The organism is Polyangium sp. 15x6 (assembly GCF_029960785.1).
GTDB lineage: Bacteria > Myxococcota_A > Polyangia > Polyangiales > Polyangiaceae > Polyangium.
This window is the reverse complement of sequence record NZ_JASBQE010000160.1, coordinates 1-19,095: the sequence shown is the minus strand read 5'-3', so window position 1 is coordinate 19,095 and position 19,095 is coordinate 1. Positions and strand designations below refer to the sequence as shown.

Below are 19,095 nucleotides of genomic sequence, written 5' to 3'. Positions count from 1 at the left end.
GCGCCTCCGCCGCCCGCGCCGCCGCCGCCCGCGCCGCCGCCGCCCGCGCCGCCGCCGCCTGTGCCCCCACCGCAGAAGGTGGAAGACTCCACGGCCTGGCAGGCGTTGCCCGCCGCCGCGCACGCGCCGTCGATGCACGCGGCGGCGAGGAACTGCTCACCGCTCGTGGCGCAGTTGCAGCACACGGGCGCGCAGTCGGCGAAGGTGGAGCAGCTCTCGCCGCCGGGCTTGGTGCCGTGGAGATCGGCGGGAGACGACGGGCACGCGCCGTTCGCCTGCTCGCCCTTCGACGAGACGTTGCCCGTGTCCGTGCCGCCGTCGCCTCCGCCTCCCGTCGTGCCCGGGGAGCTCGAGCTGGCTGCGCAGGCCGCGATGAGGGAGGTGAGGATGGATGCGTACAGGATCGGGCGATTCACCATGGCCGGGATGGTCAGCACGATGGCGGCGGTGCGCCCAGCGGGCGAGCACGATTCCGACGGGGCGGCGCCGGATTTCGCGCGCGGGGGGGGACGCGTCCGTATCGCTCGCTCTACGCACGCCCCATAGCCCGCATCCGCGAGCACATCACCGAATCGACACCAGCGTTCACGCCACGCCGATCCCCTGCGTCACGAAGGCGGCAACGGCGCATTCTTCGCTCGCCCCTCGTGCGAACACCTGAAACCCTTCTCCGTTCGGGATCGGCGTTCGACAATGTGCCCGATCATTTGCGTAATGTGGCACAACAGGCAAAGGATTTTTTCCGAAGAAAGGTTGGGCCTGTCTGGGGATTCTATGACAACGGAGTACGTGCTCGCGCCCGTTGTCCCGATCAGGTTCGACTGCACCGAAGCGATTGGAGCATACCTGCGCGGCGACAGAAAGACGCCTCCCCGCATACAATACATCGTGCGGGGACACTGGCGAATTCAGGCGCACGGACCCGGACGCATCGCACGGAAGCGCATTTGGATTCAGCCCTACTGGGAAGGACCCGAAACGTCCCGAGGCTGTTCCGCGAGCACCGATTTGACGGGAAGGCCGATGGAGCGGAGGGACTGACCGAGTCGCGCTTCAACGCCGAGCATGAAACCAGCGATGCCTCTGGGGAGCCGACCTCGAAGCGGAGCTGCTGACGCGGCCAAGCGTCGAGTGGGGATCCCCTGGGCGGGAGTTCGTCGTCCCCCGGGGCGCTCGCATTGCGGGGAGGTATTCCGCGGGCACGCGGACGATTCACGTGTTCGGAGGCCGGAAGCTCGCGCGCGGCCAATCCTAGCCTGCGAACGAGAGCGCTTGCAGGGTGGGATCTTCGATGGTGAGCCGCTCGGCCCGGAGCCGATCGAGGTCGGCTCGGGCCGGGTCGCCATAAAGCCCCGTCTCCCGCAGCCGCTTCTCGATGTGCTGGAGCAGCCCCCGCTCCACCGTGCAGAGCAGGATGTCTCCCACCCGCGGCGAGTCGGCGAAGCTCTCGACGTATTCCCCCTTGGTATAGCCGCTGCAAGCGCCGAAGTAGGGGCATTTCGTGCAGGAGGCCGCCATGCGCAGCTCCGAGGCCCGGAGCGATTTCTCCCGGTTCGCGGAGGCGAACAGCTCCCGGAGCGGCGTCGTGAAGATATTGCCGTAGCTATGGTCCGGATCGTAGGCCTCCGCGTCGGCATACGCCTCGCCTCGCGTGTTCACCACCACCGCCGTCTCCCACGCGCGCCGGCTGTAGAAGGAGGACGGCATCCCCGGGGTGAGATACCGGATCACCGATCGCACGTGGTCGGTCACGGGCGCGATGGTGAGGTTTTTGTCGCTCTGGAGCCAGAGGTCGACGATGGTGCAGAACGCCTCGAGGGTCTCTTTCGCCGTGATCTCGTAACCGGCGTGCTGATCGGGGTATGCGCCCGCGAAGAGCGGCAGCAGGCGGAAGGACACGCCGAGCCGCTCGTAGAAACGGAAGATCGATTTGATGTGACCCGCGTTCTTGCGCGAAAGTACGGTGATCCCCCCGAACTTGACGCCCGCCTTCCGCAGGCGGTCGATGTTGGCGAGCACGCGATCCTGCGAGTCCTTTCCGGCGAGGTTGACCCGCAAGCCACCGAAGAGATCCAGGGACACGCCGACTCCATTGAAGCCCTCCTTGAGGAGACGGAGGCGCTCGTCGTCGAGCACGGTCAGGTTGGTCTGAACGGTATTTTCGACGCGGATCGGGCCGAAGATCTCGCGTTGCCGCGCGAACGTCGTCCAGTAGACCTCGGGGTCGGGGAGGAGCGGCTCGCCCCCGTGCCAGATGAATTTGACCGTGGTCGGCTCGTCCAGTGAGGCGTAGTAGTCCGCGATGTGCTCGTACATCCGGTCGAGCTGCTCGTGCGTCATCGTGGTCTTGTCCCCGAGCTCGGGGTACTCGTAACAATACGAGCAGCGCAGGTTGCAGAACTTCGAGACCTTGATGATGAATTGCACGGCGCGGGGCGTGGCTGGCTTCACTTGCATGGCTCCTCAGGTCGATTCAGGGGTCACCGCGATGGGGAGAGTGCTCGGGGCTCGGCGCCCGCGGCCTGGTTGGCGTGCGTATCGACAGACCATGGCCGCGAGCGCCCAGCATCAGAACGTCAAGCCTGCTCGGCCTTGACGGACGCGAGGAGCTCGGCGGAGGAGAGGTGCTCCGCGGAATCACCCGCTTCCAAGGAGGTCCAATCGACGGACTTCCACCATTTCTGGTGGCAGGCCTCGCTCCGCTCGGCACCCGCGAGATTGTTGAGCTTCGCGGCCACGGCCTTGCCCTGTACGAGCGGCGGGGCCTCGGCCGACGCGAGCGCCGAGGCGGACGTGGTCGCCTCCGGGAGCTGCGTCGAGAGCGAGAGAAGGTTGTTCACGAACGCTCTGTCATCGTTCTGCATGTGAATCTCCAGTGGTTGTAAACGACCCGTTCTCCACCGGCCCCGTGCCCTCGCCGAAAGCTCCGCGGGAGGACGCCCGCGGCTGAATTTTCTCGGAAAAAGCAAGCAGACGCCGTACACCGACCTTCATGGGGACGGCGCGCGCAGGATTCGTGCAGCGCACGTGCCACGCCCGAGGCGCGAGGTCCCGGCTGCTCCGCGGATCGAGCATTCGCCGGATTTCCGTTCAGGCGGGCGTCGCGCGCAAAAATAGCGCAATTCGAGCAAAATTGGCTCGAATTGCGCTTCCGGCGACGCTCGAACCTTGCAATGCGAACATCATGCCTACGCCACGTCAAGACGGGCCTGCGCCGCGTCCCGTCATGCACACGCGCAGCGCCGCTTTGACGCGATGTCGCCGAGAGCTTTGCAAGAGCCAGGGGCCTGATCGCCGCATCGCGTCGAATTTCATGGTCCGCATCGCGACCATGTCGGCACGGCGTACGCGAGGCCGTGGTGCGCCTGGGGCGCCATTGCATTGACGTGGAGAGGGATTTCGTGCGGAACGTTTATCGTTTGTCAGGTATTTGCATCGAGGGCGGCGTGGTCCGCTCGGGAGCGGGCGTACGCCGGCGGCCCCAGGCCTTCACGAGCACCGTAGCGATCTCCACGCAGCGCGGATCGAAGCGGTCGATGTATTCCCGGAACGGCGCGAGCGCCGGATCTTCGCGGGCGCGGGCGGAGAGCTCGGCGGCGTCGAGCCCCTGCTCGAGCAGCTCGAGCAACGCAGCCTGATACGCGGCGAGCTCGCGATCATCCATGGGCGTCCTCCACCGCGCGCCGGACGGCGCGGAAGTCGTCGCGGTAGCACGTGAAATCGTCCTTCGAGGCAAAGGTGTCCCCGCGGCGCTCGAAGAAGACGACCTCCACGTTCGGACAGCGCGCGAGCGCGCGCGGGAGCAGCGCGAGGACCTCGGGCGGCAGCGGCCCGTCATGGCTGTCGAGGCGGAACGGGCCTTTCTCGGGCGCCGCGCGCGTCCGGTAAAACGAGCCGCCGGAGACGTGGATCTCGCGCACCCGCTCGAGCGGATAGGTGGAGAGCAGATCCGCCGGGTCGCGGCCCATGTTCACGCCGAGCGTGTAGAGGTTGTGCAGATCGAGCAGGAGGAAGCCGCCCGCCTCGGCGAGGATCGCGTCGAGGAAGCCACCTTGAGCGTCGGCGTCATCCGGCCCGAGCGCGGCGGCGAGGTTCTCCAACCCGGCCGCGCCGCCTGCCGCGTCGGCGAGGCGCGCGAGGCGATCGGCGCCGATCCGGATGCTCGCCTCGGTCTTCGGCACCGGCAAGAGCGTGCCCTCGGCGAAGGCGCCCGCGGTGAGGAAGCCGAAGTGCTCGGAGATATGCCGGTAGCGCCGCCGCCGGCACTCCCGCGCGAGGTTCGATAGCCAGCGATCCTGCCGCGGCTCCCAGCGCGCCGAGAGCACCGAGAACCAGACCCCGTGCCCGTAGAGGCAGTCCGCCGCGGCGTAGAGGTCGAGGAGCCGATCGATCCAGCGCGGGAGCTTGCGAGCGCTGTCGCCGTAGAGCCAGCGCTGGTCGACGTTCCACTCGACGGCGTCCACGAGGCCTTCGGCGAAGAGCGGCGCGGCGGCCGCGCGGTAGGCGTCGTCCACCATGATGTTGAGCCCGATGCGGGGGGGTCGCTGGTTCATGGCATCCCACCAAAAGAGGCAAATCCCGCGCGAGGAGGGGCCCGGCGGCGTGCGCGCATGGCGGTGGGGGCGCAGGAAGCCGCAAGGCGGTCCGGAGCCCCAAGCGCAACCGGGCGCACGCGTGCCGCCGGATCCCCAGCCTCTCGACGGGAAAGTTGGGCCGCGCGCGCTAGACGCCAATCGCGGGATTGGCCACGGCGTCGAGGCCGAGGGCGGGGTTCACGGTCCCCCCCGCGGCCGGCCGGCATGGGCCACCAGCCCGCAGGCCATGCAGTATTCGGGACCGATGGCCGGCTTCTTCGCCTTGGAGCCCCTGAGGATTCGCGCGGCCTCCGCGCCGTCGGGCCGCTGGCGTTTCTCGGCCGCACGCACCTCCGTGCCGGCCTTGCTCTCGTGATTGCCCGTCATTCGGCTCTCCTCCTTCCCCACCGGAGCTCGTCGGGAGCGACGATCTATCGTCCGGCGATGAGCCGCTCAGCATCACGCGTGCCGTGGTCGTCGATCGCGCTACGTCACTGCGCGCACCCTGCCGAAGGGCGGAAGGCGCCGCGCGCTCGGCTGATGGATCCACGTTCTTGCGCGCCGCCGGTTGCGCGATCACGCAAGGCCCGCTGGTCGCGCCGGCCGGCTCGACGGCGCGCGGCGGGCGCGGCTGTCCGTACGACCTCGTCCACCCCCGTCGTGACACCGACAGCTCGGGCCTCCGACGCTGGTGCCCCGAAGGGAGCACCCGATGCGAAACCATCAGCGAGCGGCGGCGATTCGTGCGGAGATCGAGCGGAGCGAGGGTCGAGGACGAGGGAGGGCGTACCCCAAGGAGGTGCGGCGGCGCGCGATCGAATACTTCTGGTCGCGGCGTGAGGAGGGCGCGACGATCGCAGAGATCGGCCCAGAGATCGGCTTGCACTGGCGGACGTTGTACGGCTGGGCCAAGGGCGCGGCGCCGCCGGAACTGCCGGCTGCCGGGTTTTCGCCCGTTGAAGTCATTGACGTCCCGGCGACGCGGGCAGGCGGACCTTTCGTCGTGCAGCACCGCTCGGGATTACGTGTCGAGGGACTCGACCTCGACGCGCTCGCCGAGCTGCTCCGGAGGCTGTCGTGATTGGCTCGACGAGGCAGGTCAGGGTCTACGCGTATCGAGAGCCGGTCGACATGCGCAAATCGTTCGATACGCTCACCGCGCTCGTCGCGCAGGGCATGCGCCGCAACGTGATGTCTTCCTCTTCGTGAGCCGGTCCCGCGAGCGCTCCAAGGTGTTGTTTTGGGACGGCACGGGGCTTTGCCTCTTCTCGAAGCGGCTCGCGAAGGGGCGATTCGCGGCGCCGTGGGCGCGACCTGGGGACGGCCCGCTCGTGCTCACCACGAGCGAGCTTGCGCTGCTCCTCGAAGGCAGCGAACTCATTCGGGCGAATGCCGCTCTCGCCGCCGGCGTATACACCCGCCAATCGGGTCTTGCGCTGGGGCTGAGCTTTTTTCGCCAACCGTCGGTACGTTCGAGGGGTCTGACGACATATGCATGTCGAGCCCCGATGCGTTTCGATACCGAGAATGACCCCGAAGTCCTCCGGCAAGCGGCGCTGCTGCTCGAGCGGGAGAACCAGAAGCACGCCAAGAAGATCATCGAGCTGACCGCTGAGCTCCTCGCGCTCAAGGGTGGCAATCCGGAGCAGCTCAAGCTGCGCATCGCCGAGCTCGAGCAGCAGATTGCCCAGAAGAACCGCCTGCTCTTCGGTGAGAAGTCGGAGCGGCGTGGCGGCGATGAGCAAGACGTCCCGCCAACACCGCCGAAGCCGCCGCAGAAGGGCCACGGCCCGAAGGCGCAGCCATCGTTGCCAATCGTGGAGGTCGTGCACGAGCTCGACGAGGCGGACAAGGTCTGCGGCTCGTGCGGCGGCGCGCTCGAGGCGTGGGAGGGGCAATTCGAGGAGTCGGAGGAGGTCGACCGCGTTGAACGCGAGCTGCGTCTGCGCAGGATCGACCTGCTCGGCCTTGCGGCCGAAGATATGGCGACGAAGCCGCTCGAGCTCGATGCTGGCGAGCTCGTAGAGCTTGCGATACTCGTCGCGCTCGTGGCGCAGTTTGTCCCGCTCGCGGGAGGCACCCGCGGCCTGATCACTGCGGCGATGTGCTCGCGCTTTAGTCGTCCAAGATCAACGTCCTCGCCAGATCCTTCGCCTTCAGGTCGGCGAGCGCGTCCTCGGAGGCCTGGGCTACGACTGGGTCGTCGGACGCGGCTCCGAGGAAGGCGAGTGCACATTCGTCCTCGACGCCCTTCCGGAGCGGATAGTGCCAACCGAGGTAATCGAAGGCGGTGACGGTGTTGATGTCGTTGGGGTTGCTGATCAGGTTGGCCGGATCGGAGAACAGCCCGGGACGGGTTTTTACTGGGACCTCAAACGACTCGACGAGCTCGCCTACAGCGAAAACGTCGTCGATCTGATGGTGCGCACCATCGCCCGCCTGCCGCGAACCACGCAGGAAGCCCTCCGCCTCGCCGCCGCCATCGGGAGCGAGTTCGACCTCGGCGTGCTCGCCACCGTGCTCGTCCCGTCGGCCGGGACCGCGACGACGCTACCAGGCTGAGCGAAGTAGCCGTGCCCTGCACGGCGCCGCTTGCGGAGGCGGAGCCAGCTCGTCGAGCACTACGATGGCGCGGTCGTACGCGGCGCGGAGGCGCGCCGCGATCGCGGGGCGCTTCTCGGGCGGAGCGAGCGAGAGGAGCATGAGGCCCACGTCGAGCAGCTCGCGGGGCCACGCCCCCTTCGCCATGAAGGCGATGAGCCGCTCCAGGGCGTCGTCGCGCCGCCCGGCGAGCAGCAGCAATCGCGCGATTTCCATCGAGCGCCGACCCATGGACGGCGCTTCCGGAGCTCGATCGTGCTTCAGCGCCTCGTCGAGGCGACCGACGGCCATCATCACCGTCACGCATTCCCCCCACCACGCCTGGCCCACGCCCCAGCGGTCCACCACGTCGTCGAAGATCTTGCTGCTGCGCTCGCGATCGACGGCCGCGAGCTTCACCAGCAACCGCGAAAGCGACCGCATGCGCTGCCTCACCTGCATGAGGCCCTGCGCTTCGGGCGCGGTGAGCTCCCGAGCTGTGCTCTCGAGCCTCCGCTCGTCCGTCGGCGTCCACTCCGGGGAGACGTCCTGCGCGCGCGCTGTCCAGTCGATCTCGAACGACGCGGCGGCGGCCTGGTCGAGGGTCGCGCGCGCCGCGGCCACCTCCGCTTTGCTCTCCGCCACCTTCTCCTCGAGGCTCGCGGTGAGCAGCGCCAACGCGGACTCGGGATCTCCGCTCGCGGCGAGGGCATGGGCCGCGACGACCGGCCCCCGCTCCCACTCGGCGTACGTGATGAGGCAATCCTGGTAGGACGTCTCGAGCTCGCGGATGCGCTCCTTCGTGGCGTTCACGTCCACGGACGGCAGCTCGCCGAGCGCGATGAGGGCGAGCGTCCGGTCGTCGCCATCGATCTTCGGAAGCAGCGCGCGCGCCATGTCGATCTCGCCGGCCGCGATCATCTCCTCCATGAGATCCGGCACGGCGCCGCCCTCCACCTCGTCGAGGCGCGCTTCGAGATCGTTCGCGATCGCACACGCGCGGAACGCGCCCCGGCGCGCGAGCGACTGGGGCTTTTCGATGAGCTCCTCGCTGGACCAGAGCCACCCGAACGCGGGGTCTGTGTAGCCCTCGCTTTCCTCCGGCGTGAGGTAAGACCACAGCGCGGCCGCGAGCAGCACGCGGCCCTCGCGGGCATCGCGCCCTTCGTAGGGGGTCCTCTCGTCGTACGACCAGACAGCGCGCGAATCGCCGATCCAGCGATCCTCCTGGTACTTCGAGATGGGCCGGCCCGCCTCCCGCATGAGGCACGCGAGCCATGCCTTCGCCGCCGCGGCGAAGATGGTGGGCGGCAGGGGACTGATGCGGGCGACGGCGACGCGCGCGACGACGTCGTCCGAAAGGCCGCCGCGCAGGAGGAGAGCGATGTACGAGAGCGCGGGATCGCGGGTCAGCGCCGTGGTGAGGTCATTGTCCCACCGGCGGTCGACCGACGGATGCCGGCGGTACGCCGCGAGCAGCACCTCGCGGGCGAGCGCCTCCTCGCCGGCGCCGGCCAAGGCGCGCGCGGTGATATCGGCCATCCCGGCACGGGTGCTCCGGGAGGCCAAGCGCGCCGCGAGCGCGCCGGCGCCGACCGACACCAGCGCGGGCCCCAGCTCGATCGGGAACATGTTCGGTACGCAGCAGAGGATCGCCGTCGCGAACGCGCGCTCCCACGCCGCCACGTGCTCCTCGATCGACTTCGCGTCGTCGGGCCGGGGCGGCGCGCGCCGGCGTTTCTTCCAGTCGAGCGCGACCTCCACGGTCCGCTCGCTGCGCCCTTCGGCCGCGAGACCGGCGCGCTTCAGGGCGGCCACGACGCGCTCGACGATCCGGCCGTGCGCGCTGTCGTCGTCCGCGATCGCGCCGCCGCACTGCAAGCCGAGCGGGCCTCCGGAGGCGACGTCGTCGAGCATGCCCCAGTGAAAGTAGACATAGCCGCGCACCGCGGTGCCGCGGGCCTCCTCGTCCATCATCTCCGCCTTGATGGCCGGGATCGCGCAGCTCGTGCAGCACCAGAAGCTCTGGCGCGCCACGACGCCCTCGGCTTCCAGCGCGGCGAACGCGCTGTCGAGGCGATCGCAGTCGGTGGTCTCGGGCCACCCTCGCTCTTCGATCGCGCGCTTCTCCAGCGCGGCCGCGAGCGCCGCCCGAACCACGGGCTCGCCGTGATCCGGGAACTGCTCAGTGGCATCCTCGACGATCCGTTCGTCGTCCGAGTACCCGAGGTGGAGCTCGCGTGCGATCATCGCGTCGAGCTTGGAGGGGACGTCGCGATGGCCGAGCATGGCGCCTGGTCGCACGGGACTCTGGACGCCGCAAGGACCGGATCGGCACGACGTCGAACCGCGCGACGCGGGCGGCGCCCACGTCGTATCCTGGCGCGATGACGCCCGTGGAGATCACTGTGCTCGACGGCGCCGCCGCGGGCCTCTTGCTGCGCACCGACGCGCCGGTTCGGATCGGCAGCGATCCGGCCTGCGAGATCGTCCTCCCCGACCCGGGCGTGGCCCCGGTCCACGTGATCCTGGAGCCGGGCGACCCCGGGTGGAGCCTGCGCTCCACGCCCGGCGTGCACGTCGCCGTGCTGCTCGATCGCAAGGGCGGCGGGCCTGCCCACGCCGCGTCGCTGTCGACGTTCGCGTTCCTCGACGTCGGGCCGGTCACCCTGCTGTTCCACAAGCTGGGCGGCCTCTACATCAGCGCGCCGACAATCCACGAGGCCGCGCGCGGCCTGCCCTCGCGATCCTCGGAGGCCGCTCTCCACACGATCGCCAAGCTGTCGCGCGCCCGCGCGGCGCCGGCCATCGCGATGATCGACGACGATCGACTGCTGGTCGCGGGCGGGGAGCCGCCGATGCGCGGGGAGCCGTTCGCCAACGCCGACGTGGTGTCGCTTTCGGCGCGCGAGACACGCGAGATCCCGCTCCAGGTGGCGCGTGTCGCCCCCAAGGCCACGCGGCTCGGCGACGGGCGCGTGGTGATCGCCGGCGGGGGGACGGACACCGTCGAGATCCTCGATCCGTGCACGCTCACGACGGCGCGCGCCGCGTCAATGCGCGCCGCGCGCACCGGCGGCGCGGAGCTCCTGCTGCCCGGCGATCGGGTGCTGGTGCTCGGCGGCCAGCACGAGCGGAGCCCGCACGTGGCCGAGCTCTACGACGCCGCGCGCGACACCTGGACGCCGATCCCCGGACCGCCGCTCTCCCGCGTGGTCATGGCGCGCCTCGACGCGCGCCGCTTCCTGATCGCGAACGATTGCGGGTTCTTCGCCCCCCTGCCACCCACCGCGTACTTCGTGCTCGACACCGAGGCCTTCACCTTCGAGCCCATCGCGCCGCCCGCGCGCCCGCGCCGCACCCCGTTCCTGGTCTCGCTGGGCGAGGGGCGAGCGCTGGTGGTCTCGGGGCTCCCGTCCTCCGGGCCGGGCGTGACGCGTGAGGTGGACGTGTTCGATCTCGCGACCCGCTCCTTCACGCCGACCGGTGATCTGCGCGCGCCGCGCATGTACCCGGCCACGGTGGCGATCGACGGGGGCCGCGTGCTGGTGATCGGCGGCGACAGCGCCTACGTGGGCGTCTACAGCGCGGAGGTGATCGACGTGGCGCGGGGCGTGTGCTCCGGCCTGCCGGCGTTGCGCAAGGGCATGAAGCCGACCGGCGCGCTCTCGCTCGGCGACACCGCGGTGGTGGTGGGCCTCGAGGACGTCGCCCTGGCGCGCGGCGAGGCCTGGCCGCCTCCACCGTACGGCCGGCGCGCGGCCTCCCACGGCGGCATCACGTTCCGCTCCGCGCTCGGGTGGGGCCCGCGGGGCCTGGAGCACGCCGAAGTGTGGAGCCCGCGCCCCGGCGGCGCCGCGGCGTTCGCGCTGTTCCGCGGGATGGCCCCCTACTGCGGCGACGTCGGCGCCGACGTGTGCCGCTGGGTGCTCGGCGAGCTGCTCGCCGAGCCCGCCTACGGCGCGCTCCCGGTCGTGACCGCGACGCCGCCGCTCGGCGTCCGCCACCACCACCACCGCTGGACCTCGCACGTCCTGGATCGCGCGCCGCTGCCCGCCGATCCGCTGGCGCTCCCCGAGGCGCTGGCGGCGCGCATCGACGCCGCGCTCGCCGCCATGAACGTCGCCGACCCAGCCTTCGACGCGCTCGCCGAAGGCGTCATCGCCGCCGTGGTGCCGGGGCTCGTGCGCCTCGTGCGCCGCGGGGCTGCGCGCGTCTACCGGGTGCGCGGCGGGCAGGCGTCGATCGCGGTGGACGAGCACGGCGTGATCGAGGACATGCTCGCGAGCGGCCAGATCACGAAGGAAATGCTCGAAGGAGAGGGGGGCGCCGAGATACGGAAGCTCCTCGGCAACGCCTCCGCCTCGTGCTTCGGCCGCACCGAGGGAGCCCAGCCGGCGTTCGACATCGCGGTCGAGCCGGGCGACCGGCTGGTGCTGGTCCCCTGGGCGGTGCGTAAGGGGGTGAGCGACGCCGAGCTCGCGGCGGCGGTCGTCGATCCGTCGTTCGCGGCGCTGACCGCGTGGGCGGAGCGAGAGGAGCGCGGGTATGGAGTGGTGTCGATCCGCGTGACTGCCTGAGCGTCTGGAAAACGCGAGTCTCCATCTCGCCACCGCTGGCTATCGACGCCGCTCTCCGCGCCTCGCCCGCAGGTAGGCGCCGCGGGGAGGGGGCGCTTCGCCTGCGTGAGCGGGCGGAGGTGCGCGCCCGATCGCGACCGCGCTGCCGCTCCAGCATCGGCTCGTGCTTACACGTCGAGCGCGTCGCCGGCTTCGTGGTCGAGCAGTTTCACCAGCAACTGGCCGACTGCTGGGACACCATGGTGCTGCCGTCGGGCGCGCCGCTGTGGGCGCCGACGGCACGCCCGCTCGATCGAAGGGAGACCTGGCGTCTGGGGGCCCGGCGTCACGTACATGACCGCAGGTCCAGGTACGGTCACGGTGTCGGTCGACACGACGTTGCCAGTGCAGGGGATGCGCGCGTTCGAGGTGGTGGGCCCCGACGCGCTGACGTCCGTGGAGGCGTCGTTTTACCTGCGCAAGGCCGCCCTCAAAGGCAATGTGTCCGAGCCCATCGAGGAAGGTGCGTCGTACAAGCTTTTCCTTCCCGAGGAGAGCAACGGCGTCGACCTCCACGTCGAGGAGGCGATGACGACGCACGGAAAGCTCTGCGAGAACGTGCCGGGGGCCTGGTTCGCGTCGGAATCGTCGACGCCCGTGCAATGTGACGCGAGTGTGGGCGTCGTGGATCCATTCGCTTCCAGCACCATTCCGGTGGCCGCGATCGGCGATGCCGGCGAGTGCCGCAAGGGGACGGGTAGATTTGTAAGCTGGGTTGTGAACGCGGAACGCGTCGACGGGACCGCGTCGATTTTCTGTTACCTTTCGCTTCCCCGCGCATTGTTTGTGGGCATGGGATCGTCCAAATCCGATTTACGCGCCGCGTTTTCATATGGTGCGGTTTCACGGCGTGCTCGCGCCGAATGCGGCATTGCGAAGAGAAGTCGTTTCGTCGGCACGGTCATCGGCAGCGCCGAACGTCGCGCCACCCCGAGCGCCTTTGCAGTTGCCTCTATTCGGTGAGCATTTCGATGTGGACGACGCCACCGGAGGAAAAGCGCGACGCAAGCCGTGGGCGTGGCTTTTGCGACATGTGTTCGCCATCGATGTGACAGCGTGTCCGAAGTGTGCGAGCACGATGCGGTGGCGAAACGTTGCGCTTACACCGGATGCGATTCGCGAAGGGTTGGCCCGCGCGGGGCTCTCGGCGCGTGGACCGCCGATGCGTAAGCGTGTGCCCCTGGGGCAACTCTCGCTGCCATTCCCGAAAGCGCACCGGCGAGAGCAGCCCTGAGGCGCCGCCTTCGGTGGACGTCTCGCGCTCGCTGTCTGCCGGCGCCGATGCGTACGTGTACCCGCAGTGCCAGAGAATTCGATGACGAGCTCGACTTTCCGCGCGAGGCCCACGCGTGGTGGCGTCATGCCGTAGTCGGGGATACGGCCGCGGCGGGGGGCGGCGGGGCGACGGTTCCTGCTCGAGGGTGAAATTGGCTGGTTATTTGCCCTAAGCGCTCTCGATGAGAGATCGGTCCGTTCAGGGGCTCGGATACGACCAGCGCTGTGCTTTGGCGCTCGTGAAGCCGTAGCAGCAGTCGCTCGCCTCCTCGGGTATGAGCTCTGGCTTCAATCGACCTCCGTCGACGACGCCCTCGTAGAAGTAGTAACCGGTCCCGAGGAGCAGGAGCGCCTCCCGGCGGGTCGGATCTCGGAGCTCGACCTGCTGCAGATCGGCGGACGCAAGATCTGGAGCGCCGGTCACCGTGAAGGTGTTTTTCCAGGAACCCGACGGGAAGCCAGGGGGACCGTAGGCTTCTCCGACCGCGAACGCTTCCTCGATCACGCAACGACCCGCGACGCTGCCGAGCACGAGCGTGAGCGTCATCTCGTGTCCGTAGCTGTCGGGCGCTCCACAATCGATGGAGTGGAGATCCACCGGCAGATCGAGCTCGAGTCGGTGAGCGCTTCGTCGATGAGAGGCACCGTGCTTCTCGTAGACGCGAAACAACGGGAGCTCGTCGCAGGCGCTGGGCGAGCTCGAGGCGGCCTCTCGTGGAGGCGGCGGGCCGCCGTGAGAGCAGCAGGTCATGAGGGCGCCGAGCGCGAGAAGAGACGAACGGCTGCGCATGGTTTCGAAGACGCTCGCTGAGCGGACCCTATTCCGCTCGGCCGAGCTCGTGAGAGCAGACGTAGCAGCTCTTCCGAGAAGCCTGCACGGGATAGCCGCAGCGAGGACAGTTGCGCGAGGCGTCGAGGCGCCCGTCGAGGACCGTAGTGATACCGCGTTCTCGAGCTCGCCAGCGTTGGGCGGAGCGCTGCTCCGCGGTCGGGACGATCGGCTCGGCGGGTCGCCCGATGACCATGCGCGGCAATTCGCTGTCAGCCGGTTCTTCACGCGCGATGCAGTGACCCTGGCGCGCGTGAGCCAATGTTTCTTCGTCAGTGACGCAGAAGTGAACGTCTTCACCGCATTCGAAACAGTGCCGCACGCTCTCTCGTCCCATGGGCGCGAGCTCGTCCCAGGTCCGCGGACACACGACTTTCATGCGAACCTTACAGTTTCGGACGGTCCGAATCGTCTTCATGCGCCAAGAGTCAGGCTACCGGATCGGGCTAGCGACGCCAGGTGCGTTTGAGACGACGCGTACACGCTGTAGAATCAGCGCATGTCTGGTCATGGGACGACTCTCGGGACGCTGCTGCTCATCGTCGGGCTTTTCGTCGGGTTCGGTGTGTCGGAGTCTTTGACCGGCGTTCTCCCGCTCGATGCCAGAGGTTCGGCGCTCGTCGCGGGCGGTGTGGTGATAGCGGGTGGTGATGTCGCCATTCGGACGCGGTGGGGGATGGGCCGCTCGACGGAGCGGTACCTTCTGCCCGATAACGGTCCGAGGCTCGGCTTCGCCCCTGCCTGGGTCATCGGTTTGGGGCTCTTGATTCTGGGGGCGGTCTTGTCGTTCGGCAGCTGAGGCGCCACAGCTGCACATAGGCGCGCTACTTTCGAGGCTTGAGCAGGTGACGCTCGACATGAGGCAACACCTCGCTCGCGCGCTCGGAGGCGAGCTCGTGCGTCCCGGCGGGGATCACCACGAGCTCGGCGTCGGGCAAGAGCTCGGTCAGGCGCCTCCCGACGGCGACCGGGCTGATCGGATCGGCGTCACCCCAGAGTAAGAGAACCGGGACCGCGATCTGGCCCAGGCGCGGCGTGAGATCCTCTCGCGCATCGAGAAACCAACGCGGGGCGTGCGGGTTCTGAGCCGTGAACTCTCGGCGCCAGTCGAGCGCACCGAGAGCGTGGACGTCGATGCCGCCCGACGTGACCGAGAGCACGAGCGATCGCACCTTCTCCGGCGCTTCGAGCGCCGCTCGGAGCGCGATCAGCCCGCCCATGGACTGCGCGAACAAGACGACTGGTCCCGCCATCTCGCCGACCACGCGCGTCACGAGATCCGAAATGCCCGTCACGCTGGGGTCTTCCGGCACACCACCGAAGCCGGGCCAGCCGAAGAAGCGCCGCTCACCCGGGTGAGAGAGGCCGTCCGCTACGGGCTTCCAGAGTTGCCGGTTTCCGGACGCACCGGGCAGGAACATCAGCGTCTCGACGGCGGGCGAAAGAGGTGGCGTCATTCGAGGAGCGCGCAGCTTAACGCGTTTGCATCCTGCGATAGAACTGCTCGACGGCCGCTCGCTGTCGAGGATTCATCCGCGCGCGCGGCCGGACTGCCCACACTCGAGTCAGGGCGCCCGACACGGAGCTGACGCGACCGAGCGCGATCAGGAGACAGGCTGCGATCAGGCAAGTCCGCCCGTGACCCTGCGCGCAGTGCAGGTAGAGAGGGCGCGGCAGCGAGCGGATGCGCTCCATCGCCGAGTCGAGCGTGGTGGAATCGAGGCAACCGCCGTCGAGGATCGGAACGTTCAGGTAGAGGAGCGATCTTCCTGGCGGTAGGCACTCCGAGAATTCGCAGGTCAAATCCACGACCGAAGCAAGCTCCTCTACCTGCCGCAGGATCTGCCGGCCGAGGCCCGGCGGGCGCTGCTCGCGGAGGTCCGCGCGCTCGGCCCTTCGGAGCGGGGTCGGACGCTCTCGCTCGTGGCTACGCTGGGCACGGATCCCGATCGGATCCTGGCCTCGGCGGAGCCCTCACCGGGCGAGGCGCGCAAGCTCGCGATCGCGCTCGGGCTCGGACGCAGGGCCTCGGCGCTCCTGCTCGACGAGCCCGAGAACCACCTCGACCTGCCCTCGCTGGAGCGCCTCGAACGCGCGCTGGAAGGGTATCCGGGGGCGATCGTCATGGTCAGCCACGACGCCTCGTTCGCGCGCCGGGCCACGCGCACGGTCTGGCGGATCGAGGAGGGGTGTATCCTCGAGAGGGACGCGGCTACCGGGACGCAGGCGATGCGGGCCGCCACCGCGCGATAGCCTCTTCACGCTCCGCACCGTCGTCAGCACCGAGAGATCCGCGCCGATCTCGTCGAGCGACTGCGCCACCGGAAGCGGGAGCGGAAGCGGAAGCGGCGTGCCGGTGCATGTCGTGCAGAGGATGGCGGGACACAAGCATCTCGCGACGACGCAGCGGTATGTGCAGCTTCTCCTCCGCGCGCGTCGCCGCCATCGTCTGGACCTTCGCGTCCCGGCGGAATCGGCCCTTGCTGCCATCTAGGGCGATCTGCACACCTAAGCGATATTTGCAACAGGAACGCGACGACGTACGACGCTTTTCGTATCACTGGCCATGTGATCGAATCTACACCCTGGCCGGATCAATGAGATCTATTTGGTGTGTCATATTACAAAATTTGGCCGGTCGGAGAAGATCGTCGAAGTTCCCATCGGAGCCAAAATTAAAAAGTTTGTCAGACCGTGTGTTTTTGGGGGTCAGCGTTACTTGACGGTCGTTTGGCCGGACGCTAATCTGCCCAAGCCGCCCAAAGCAAGACGGCTGGAGAGTGCTCACCTCATCCAGCCGTCCCCGTCGCTTTAGCGACGCACGACGAAAGCCATCGTCGCGGTATGTGGATGTGCATCTAGCGCATGGTGCGCTGGAAGCAACGGGCTTTTGTGTGCGTCAGGCGGCTCCAACCGGGACCACGTGATGAACCATAAATCAAAGCCCGCTCTCATCGCTCCTGTTACCCCCGCCAACGATAACGCAGCGCCACCGAGACCCGAACTGGTCGACCTCAACGTCGTGCATCTCGCGCCGTTGATGCCCGGGTCGGGTGCACCGCCATTCATGCTTCCGGCGCTCCAAAAGCGGCGGTCGGTCGGGCGGACTTTCAGGTGAGAGCGTCGCGCGCCACGTAGCACGGTGCCCTTCCCCTCGTTCGGGCCTGCCAGCGAGACGCGCCGAGGCCCGAACCTGCCGTTCGTTCTTCGCCAGGCCCGCGGCGGGCCTTCCGCGGACAAACCATTCGCGCTATCATCACCGGCGTGGACCCTCGCCACGATGATCACTTGCGCTTTGTCTGGACCGTGTTCCCGGGCGTCGATCTCGTGGCGCACAAGTCCTTCGAGATGGTCACGGTCTTCTACATGCTCGGCCCCGGCGACATCCCGCTCGCCTGCGTACAGCGCCTGATAGATCGGCGTGACCGTCGGATCGGGATGTAGCGCATGCATGGCCGAGAGCCCGCTCCGCCGCGACCTGCCGCTCGAACTCCGGTTGCAGCCACCCCAGCGCGACGCGGAGCCGCGTCTGGATCTCCTTCTCTCGCGCGGCCTTGCTCGAGGGGACGCTGTTGCCGAGGTTTGGCGAGCTCGCGGTCGGGAAGGTGGACGGCGCGGCGGCGGCGCAGCTTGACCTGGTGACCTGTCGGAGGTCGGTGCTGCGATTCGCGGTGGCGCGGAAGTACCTGCGCGCGAGCGGATCCTCGCGGCCGCGAGCGAGCGGCATCGGGTGAGCTTCGCGCTGATGGCGTACGCGGGGCTGCGGCCGAACGAGGTGCGGGCGTTACGGTGGCGGGATGTGCGGCTGCGGCGGGATGGGGAGCTCGTGGGCGGGTTCGTGAGGGTGCGGGAGGGGCGGTCGCACGCAGTTCCGGAGGTTGGATGGCTTCACCGCTCGGCGCACCGCCAAGCCCAGAAGGGTGAGCCGAGCAGGAGCAATCTTCGGGGCCGCGACTGTACCAGATCTGCGGCACCAAAGTTTGTCAGCACCTGACAAACCGTTACGTTCTGGGCGTCGTCTTCATTGGTCCACGATCATGGGTAGGCCCAGGCGCGCCGCGTCCTGGAGCGCTGCACGGAGCGTCTCGACGGCGCTCGCCGCCCTTGCCGACCACGGCCTGCTCGACAGCTCCTGAAGCGCCCGCGGGGTCGAACCCACGCGCCGCTCGAAGGGCGAGCTCATCTCAATCGGCGCTGCGAGGTCGCACGGAACCAGGAGCGTCATGCCAAGGTGCACCACTGCCGAGGGCGCGGTGCCGAAGAGGCCGAAGGGGCCGCGTTTCCGAGGTCGCGCCGCCTCCTCCAGCAGAGCCTCGTACGACCCCGGGTCGACGCGGTGAAAAGCGGGCTCCGCGGCGGAGCGCTCGTCCCACGAAGCGTCTCCGATCGCGGGGAGGGCGCGCAGGTCGCCGAGCAGCATTTCCAAAATGGCCTCGCGCCGGGCAGGTGCGTCTGGACCACCGAAGGGTGTGTCCTTCGGGATCTGCAGCATGCCGTGAGGGCCGAGCAGCGAGTAAGGCAAGCCCGCATCCCACGCGGTCCGCATCGCGGGCGAGATGAAGTCACCAGCGATGTAGCGGCTGAGGGGCATTACCATGAAGTCGATGGCCATCTCCGCCTCTTCGGCGGACCCGGCCGATTTGTCAAGCGCATTCTCCACTGGCTTACCGTGTGATCCGGTCGGTGCTGCGATATGCGGTGGCGCGGAAGTATCTGCGCGCGATGCCCGAGGGGATGCCACGGCTCAAGGCGGTGGGGCAGAGCATTCTGGAGATACCGTCGGACGAGGAGGTAGAGCGGATCCTCGCGGCCGCGAGTGAGCGGCATCGGGTGAGCTTCGCGTTGATGGCGTACGCGGGGCTGCGGCCGAACGAGGTGCGGGCGCTACGGTGGCGGGATGTGCGGCTGCGGCGGGAGGGGGAGGTCGTGGGTGGGTTCGTGAGCGTGCGGGAGGGGCGGTCGCACGGGGAGACGCACACGCCGAAGACGGGGCAGCGGGAGGTGCCGGTGGCGCCGGAGCTGGGGAGGTTGTTGGCGGGGATCGAGAGGGCGGGGGGGGCCGGGCGGGAGGAGTTTGTGGCGCTGAATGAGCGTAAGTCCTCGCCCACCACCGTCTGGACGACCATCCGCGCCCATGGCAGGCGCCACGTGCGCGGCACGCGCATGCTCGCCGCGCCGGCGTGCGCTCGGCGGGTTCGTCGCAGCCGCACAATAACCG

18 protein-coding genes and 2 pseudogenes are annotated in these 19,095 nt (G+C 68.8%); 10 read left to right on the top strand and 10 right to left on the bottom strand.

Features of this window, described 5'->3' with window-relative positions; all coding sequences use genetic code 11:
- The 6 genes and pseudogenes from QHF83_RS50455 to QHF83_RS50430 form a co-directional block, all read right to left on the bottom strand.
- Positions 1–419: pseudogene (locus tag QHF83_RS50455) on the bottom strand (hypothetical protein); the annotation flags it as partial.
- Between the two features lie 832 nt (positions 420–1,251).
- Complete coding sequence (locus QHF83_RS50450) at positions 1,252–2,457, bottom strand: radical SAM protein (RefSeq protein WP_282425349.1); 1,206 nt, start codon at positions 2,455–2,457, stop codon at positions 1,252–1,254.
- A 119-nt stretch (positions 2,458–2,576) separates the two neighbouring features.
- The gene (locus tag QHF83_RS50445; protein WP_282425348.1) at positions 2,577–2,864 is read right to left on the bottom strand and encodes a hypothetical protein; all 288 of its coding nucleotides are present in this window, start codon (positions 2,862–2,864) and stop codon (positions 2,577–2,579) included.
- Positions 2,865–3,412: 548 nt separating this feature from the next.
- Positions 3,413–3,664, bottom strand: a complete 252-nt coding sequence (locus QHF83_RS50440) for a hypothetical protein (protein WP_282425347.1) — start codon at positions 3,662–3,664, stop codon at positions 3,413–3,415.
- Positions 3,657–4,553: a DUF692 family multinuclear iron-containing protein gene (locus QHF83_RS50435; RefSeq protein ID WP_282425346.1), complete on the bottom strand. Its 897-nt coding sequence runs from the start codon at positions 4,551–4,553 to the stop codon at positions 3,657–3,659. The genes QHF83_RS50440 and QHF83_RS50435 overlap by 8 nt, the downstream gene beginning before the upstream one ends.
- Before the next feature lie 219 nt (positions 4,554–4,772).
- Positions 4,773–4,961: a hypothetical protein gene (locus QHF83_RS50430; RefSeq protein ID WP_282425345.1), complete on the bottom strand. Its 189-nt coding sequence runs from the start codon at positions 4,959–4,961 to the stop codon at positions 4,773–4,775.
- 325 nt (positions 4,962–5,286) lie between these two features.
- On the opposite strand from QHF83_RS50430, the gene QHF83_RS50425 reads away from it, so the two are divergent.
- From QHF83_RS50425 to QHF83_RS50410, 4 genes are read left to right on the top strand one after another with little or no spacing between them, the layout of a single operon-like run.
- Positions 5,287–5,655 carry a hypothetical protein gene (locus tag QHF83_RS50425; protein ID WP_282425344.1) on the top strand — a complete coding sequence of 123 codons (369 nt, stop codon included), beginning with the start codon at positions 5,287–5,289 and terminating at the stop codon, positions 5,653–5,655.
- Positions 5,652–5,783 carry an IS66 family insertion sequence element accessory protein TnpB gene (gene tnpB, locus QHF83_RS50420; RefSeq protein WP_282425343.1) on the top strand — a complete coding sequence of 44 codons (132 nt, stop codon included), beginning with the start codon at positions 5,652–5,654 and terminating at the stop codon, positions 5,781–5,783. The genes QHF83_RS50425 and tnpB (QHF83_RS50420) overlap by 4 nt, the downstream gene beginning before the upstream one ends.
- Complete coding sequence (gene tnpB, locus QHF83_RS50415) at positions 5,780–6,868, top strand: IS66 family insertion sequence element accessory protein TnpB (protein WP_282425342.1); 1,089 nt, start codon at positions 5,780–5,782, stop codon at positions 6,866–6,868. Before tnpB (QHF83_RS50420) ends, tnpB (QHF83_RS50415) begins: the two co-directional genes overlap by 4 nt.
- Positions 6,840–7,136, top strand: coding sequence for a hypothetical protein (locus QHF83_RS50410; RefSeq protein WP_282425341.1), 297 nt, complete (start codon positions 6,840–6,842; stop codon positions 7,134–7,136). The genes tnpB (QHF83_RS50415) and QHF83_RS50410 overlap by 29 nt, the downstream gene beginning before the upstream one ends.
- Here QHF83_RS50410 and QHF83_RS50405 read toward each other — a convergent pair.
- Positions 7,125–9,443, bottom strand: coding sequence for a hypothetical protein (locus QHF83_RS50405; protein WP_282425340.1), 2,319 nt, complete (start codon positions 9,441–9,443; stop codon positions 7,125–7,127). The two genes, QHF83_RS50410 and QHF83_RS50405, sit on opposite strands and share 12 nt — an antisense overlap.
- 98 nt (positions 9,444–9,541) lie before the next feature.
- On the opposite strand from QHF83_RS50405, the gene QHF83_RS50400 reads away from it, so the two are divergent.
- The gene (locus QHF83_RS50400; protein ID WP_282425339.1) at positions 9,542–11,734 is read left to right on the top strand and encodes a hypothetical protein; all 2,193 of its coding nucleotides are present in this window, start codon (positions 9,542–9,544) and stop codon (positions 11,732–11,734) included.
- A gap of 360 nt (positions 11,735–12,094) precedes the next feature.
- On the top strand, positions 12,095–12,736 hold the full coding sequence (locus QHF83_RS50395) for a hypothetical protein (RefSeq protein WP_282425338.1): 642 nt from the start codon (positions 12,095–12,097) through the stop codon (positions 12,734–12,736).
- 511 nt (positions 12,737–13,247) lie between these two features.
- On the opposite strand, the gene QHF83_RS50390 is transcribed toward QHF83_RS50395, so the two are convergent.
- Positions 13,248–13,646, bottom strand: a complete 399-nt coding sequence (locus QHF83_RS50390) for a hypothetical protein (protein ID WP_282425337.1) — start codon at positions 13,644–13,646, stop codon at positions 13,248–13,250.
- Positions 13,647–14,376: 730 nt separating this feature from the next.
- On the opposite strand from QHF83_RS50390, the gene QHF83_RS50385 reads away from it, so the two are divergent.
- Positions 14,377–14,676, top strand: coding sequence for a hypothetical protein (locus tag QHF83_RS50385; RefSeq protein ID WP_282425336.1), 300 nt, complete (start codon positions 14,377–14,379; stop codon positions 14,674–14,676).
- Positions 14,677–14,701: 25 nt separating this feature from the next.
- On the opposite strand, the gene QHF83_RS50380 is transcribed toward QHF83_RS50385, so the two are convergent.
- The gene (locus tag QHF83_RS50380; protein ID WP_282425335.1) at positions 14,702–15,334 is read right to left on the bottom strand and encodes an alpha/beta fold hydrolase; all 633 of its coding nucleotides are present in this window, start codon (positions 15,332–15,334) and stop codon (positions 14,702–14,704) included.
- A 352-nt stretch (positions 15,335–15,686) separates the two neighbouring features.
- Between QHF83_RS50380 and QHF83_RS50375 the strand changes: the two are divergent.
- Positions 15,687–16,130 (top strand): annotated as a pseudogene (locus tag QHF83_RS50375) (hypothetical protein); the annotation flags it as partial.
- Positions 16,131–17,141: 1,011 nt separating this feature from the next.
- Complete coding sequence (locus QHF83_RS50370) at positions 17,142–17,321, top strand: hypothetical protein (RefSeq protein WP_282425333.1); 180 nt, start codon at positions 17,142–17,144, stop codon at positions 17,319–17,321.
- A gap of 577 nt (positions 17,322–17,898) precedes the next feature.
- On the opposite strand, the gene QHF83_RS50365 is transcribed toward QHF83_RS50370, so the two are convergent.
- Entirely contained in the window at positions 17,899–18,537 is a 639-nt protein-coding gene (locus tag QHF83_RS50365) for a hypothetical protein (protein WP_282425332.1), read from the bottom strand.
- A gap of 62 nt (positions 18,538–18,599) precedes the next feature.
- On the opposite strand from QHF83_RS50365, the gene QHF83_RS50360 reads away from it, so the two are divergent.
- The coding region (locus tag QHF83_RS50360; protein ID WP_282425331.1) for a tyrosine-type recombinase/integrase at positions 18,600–19,095 on the top strand (496 nt) is incomplete at its 3' end.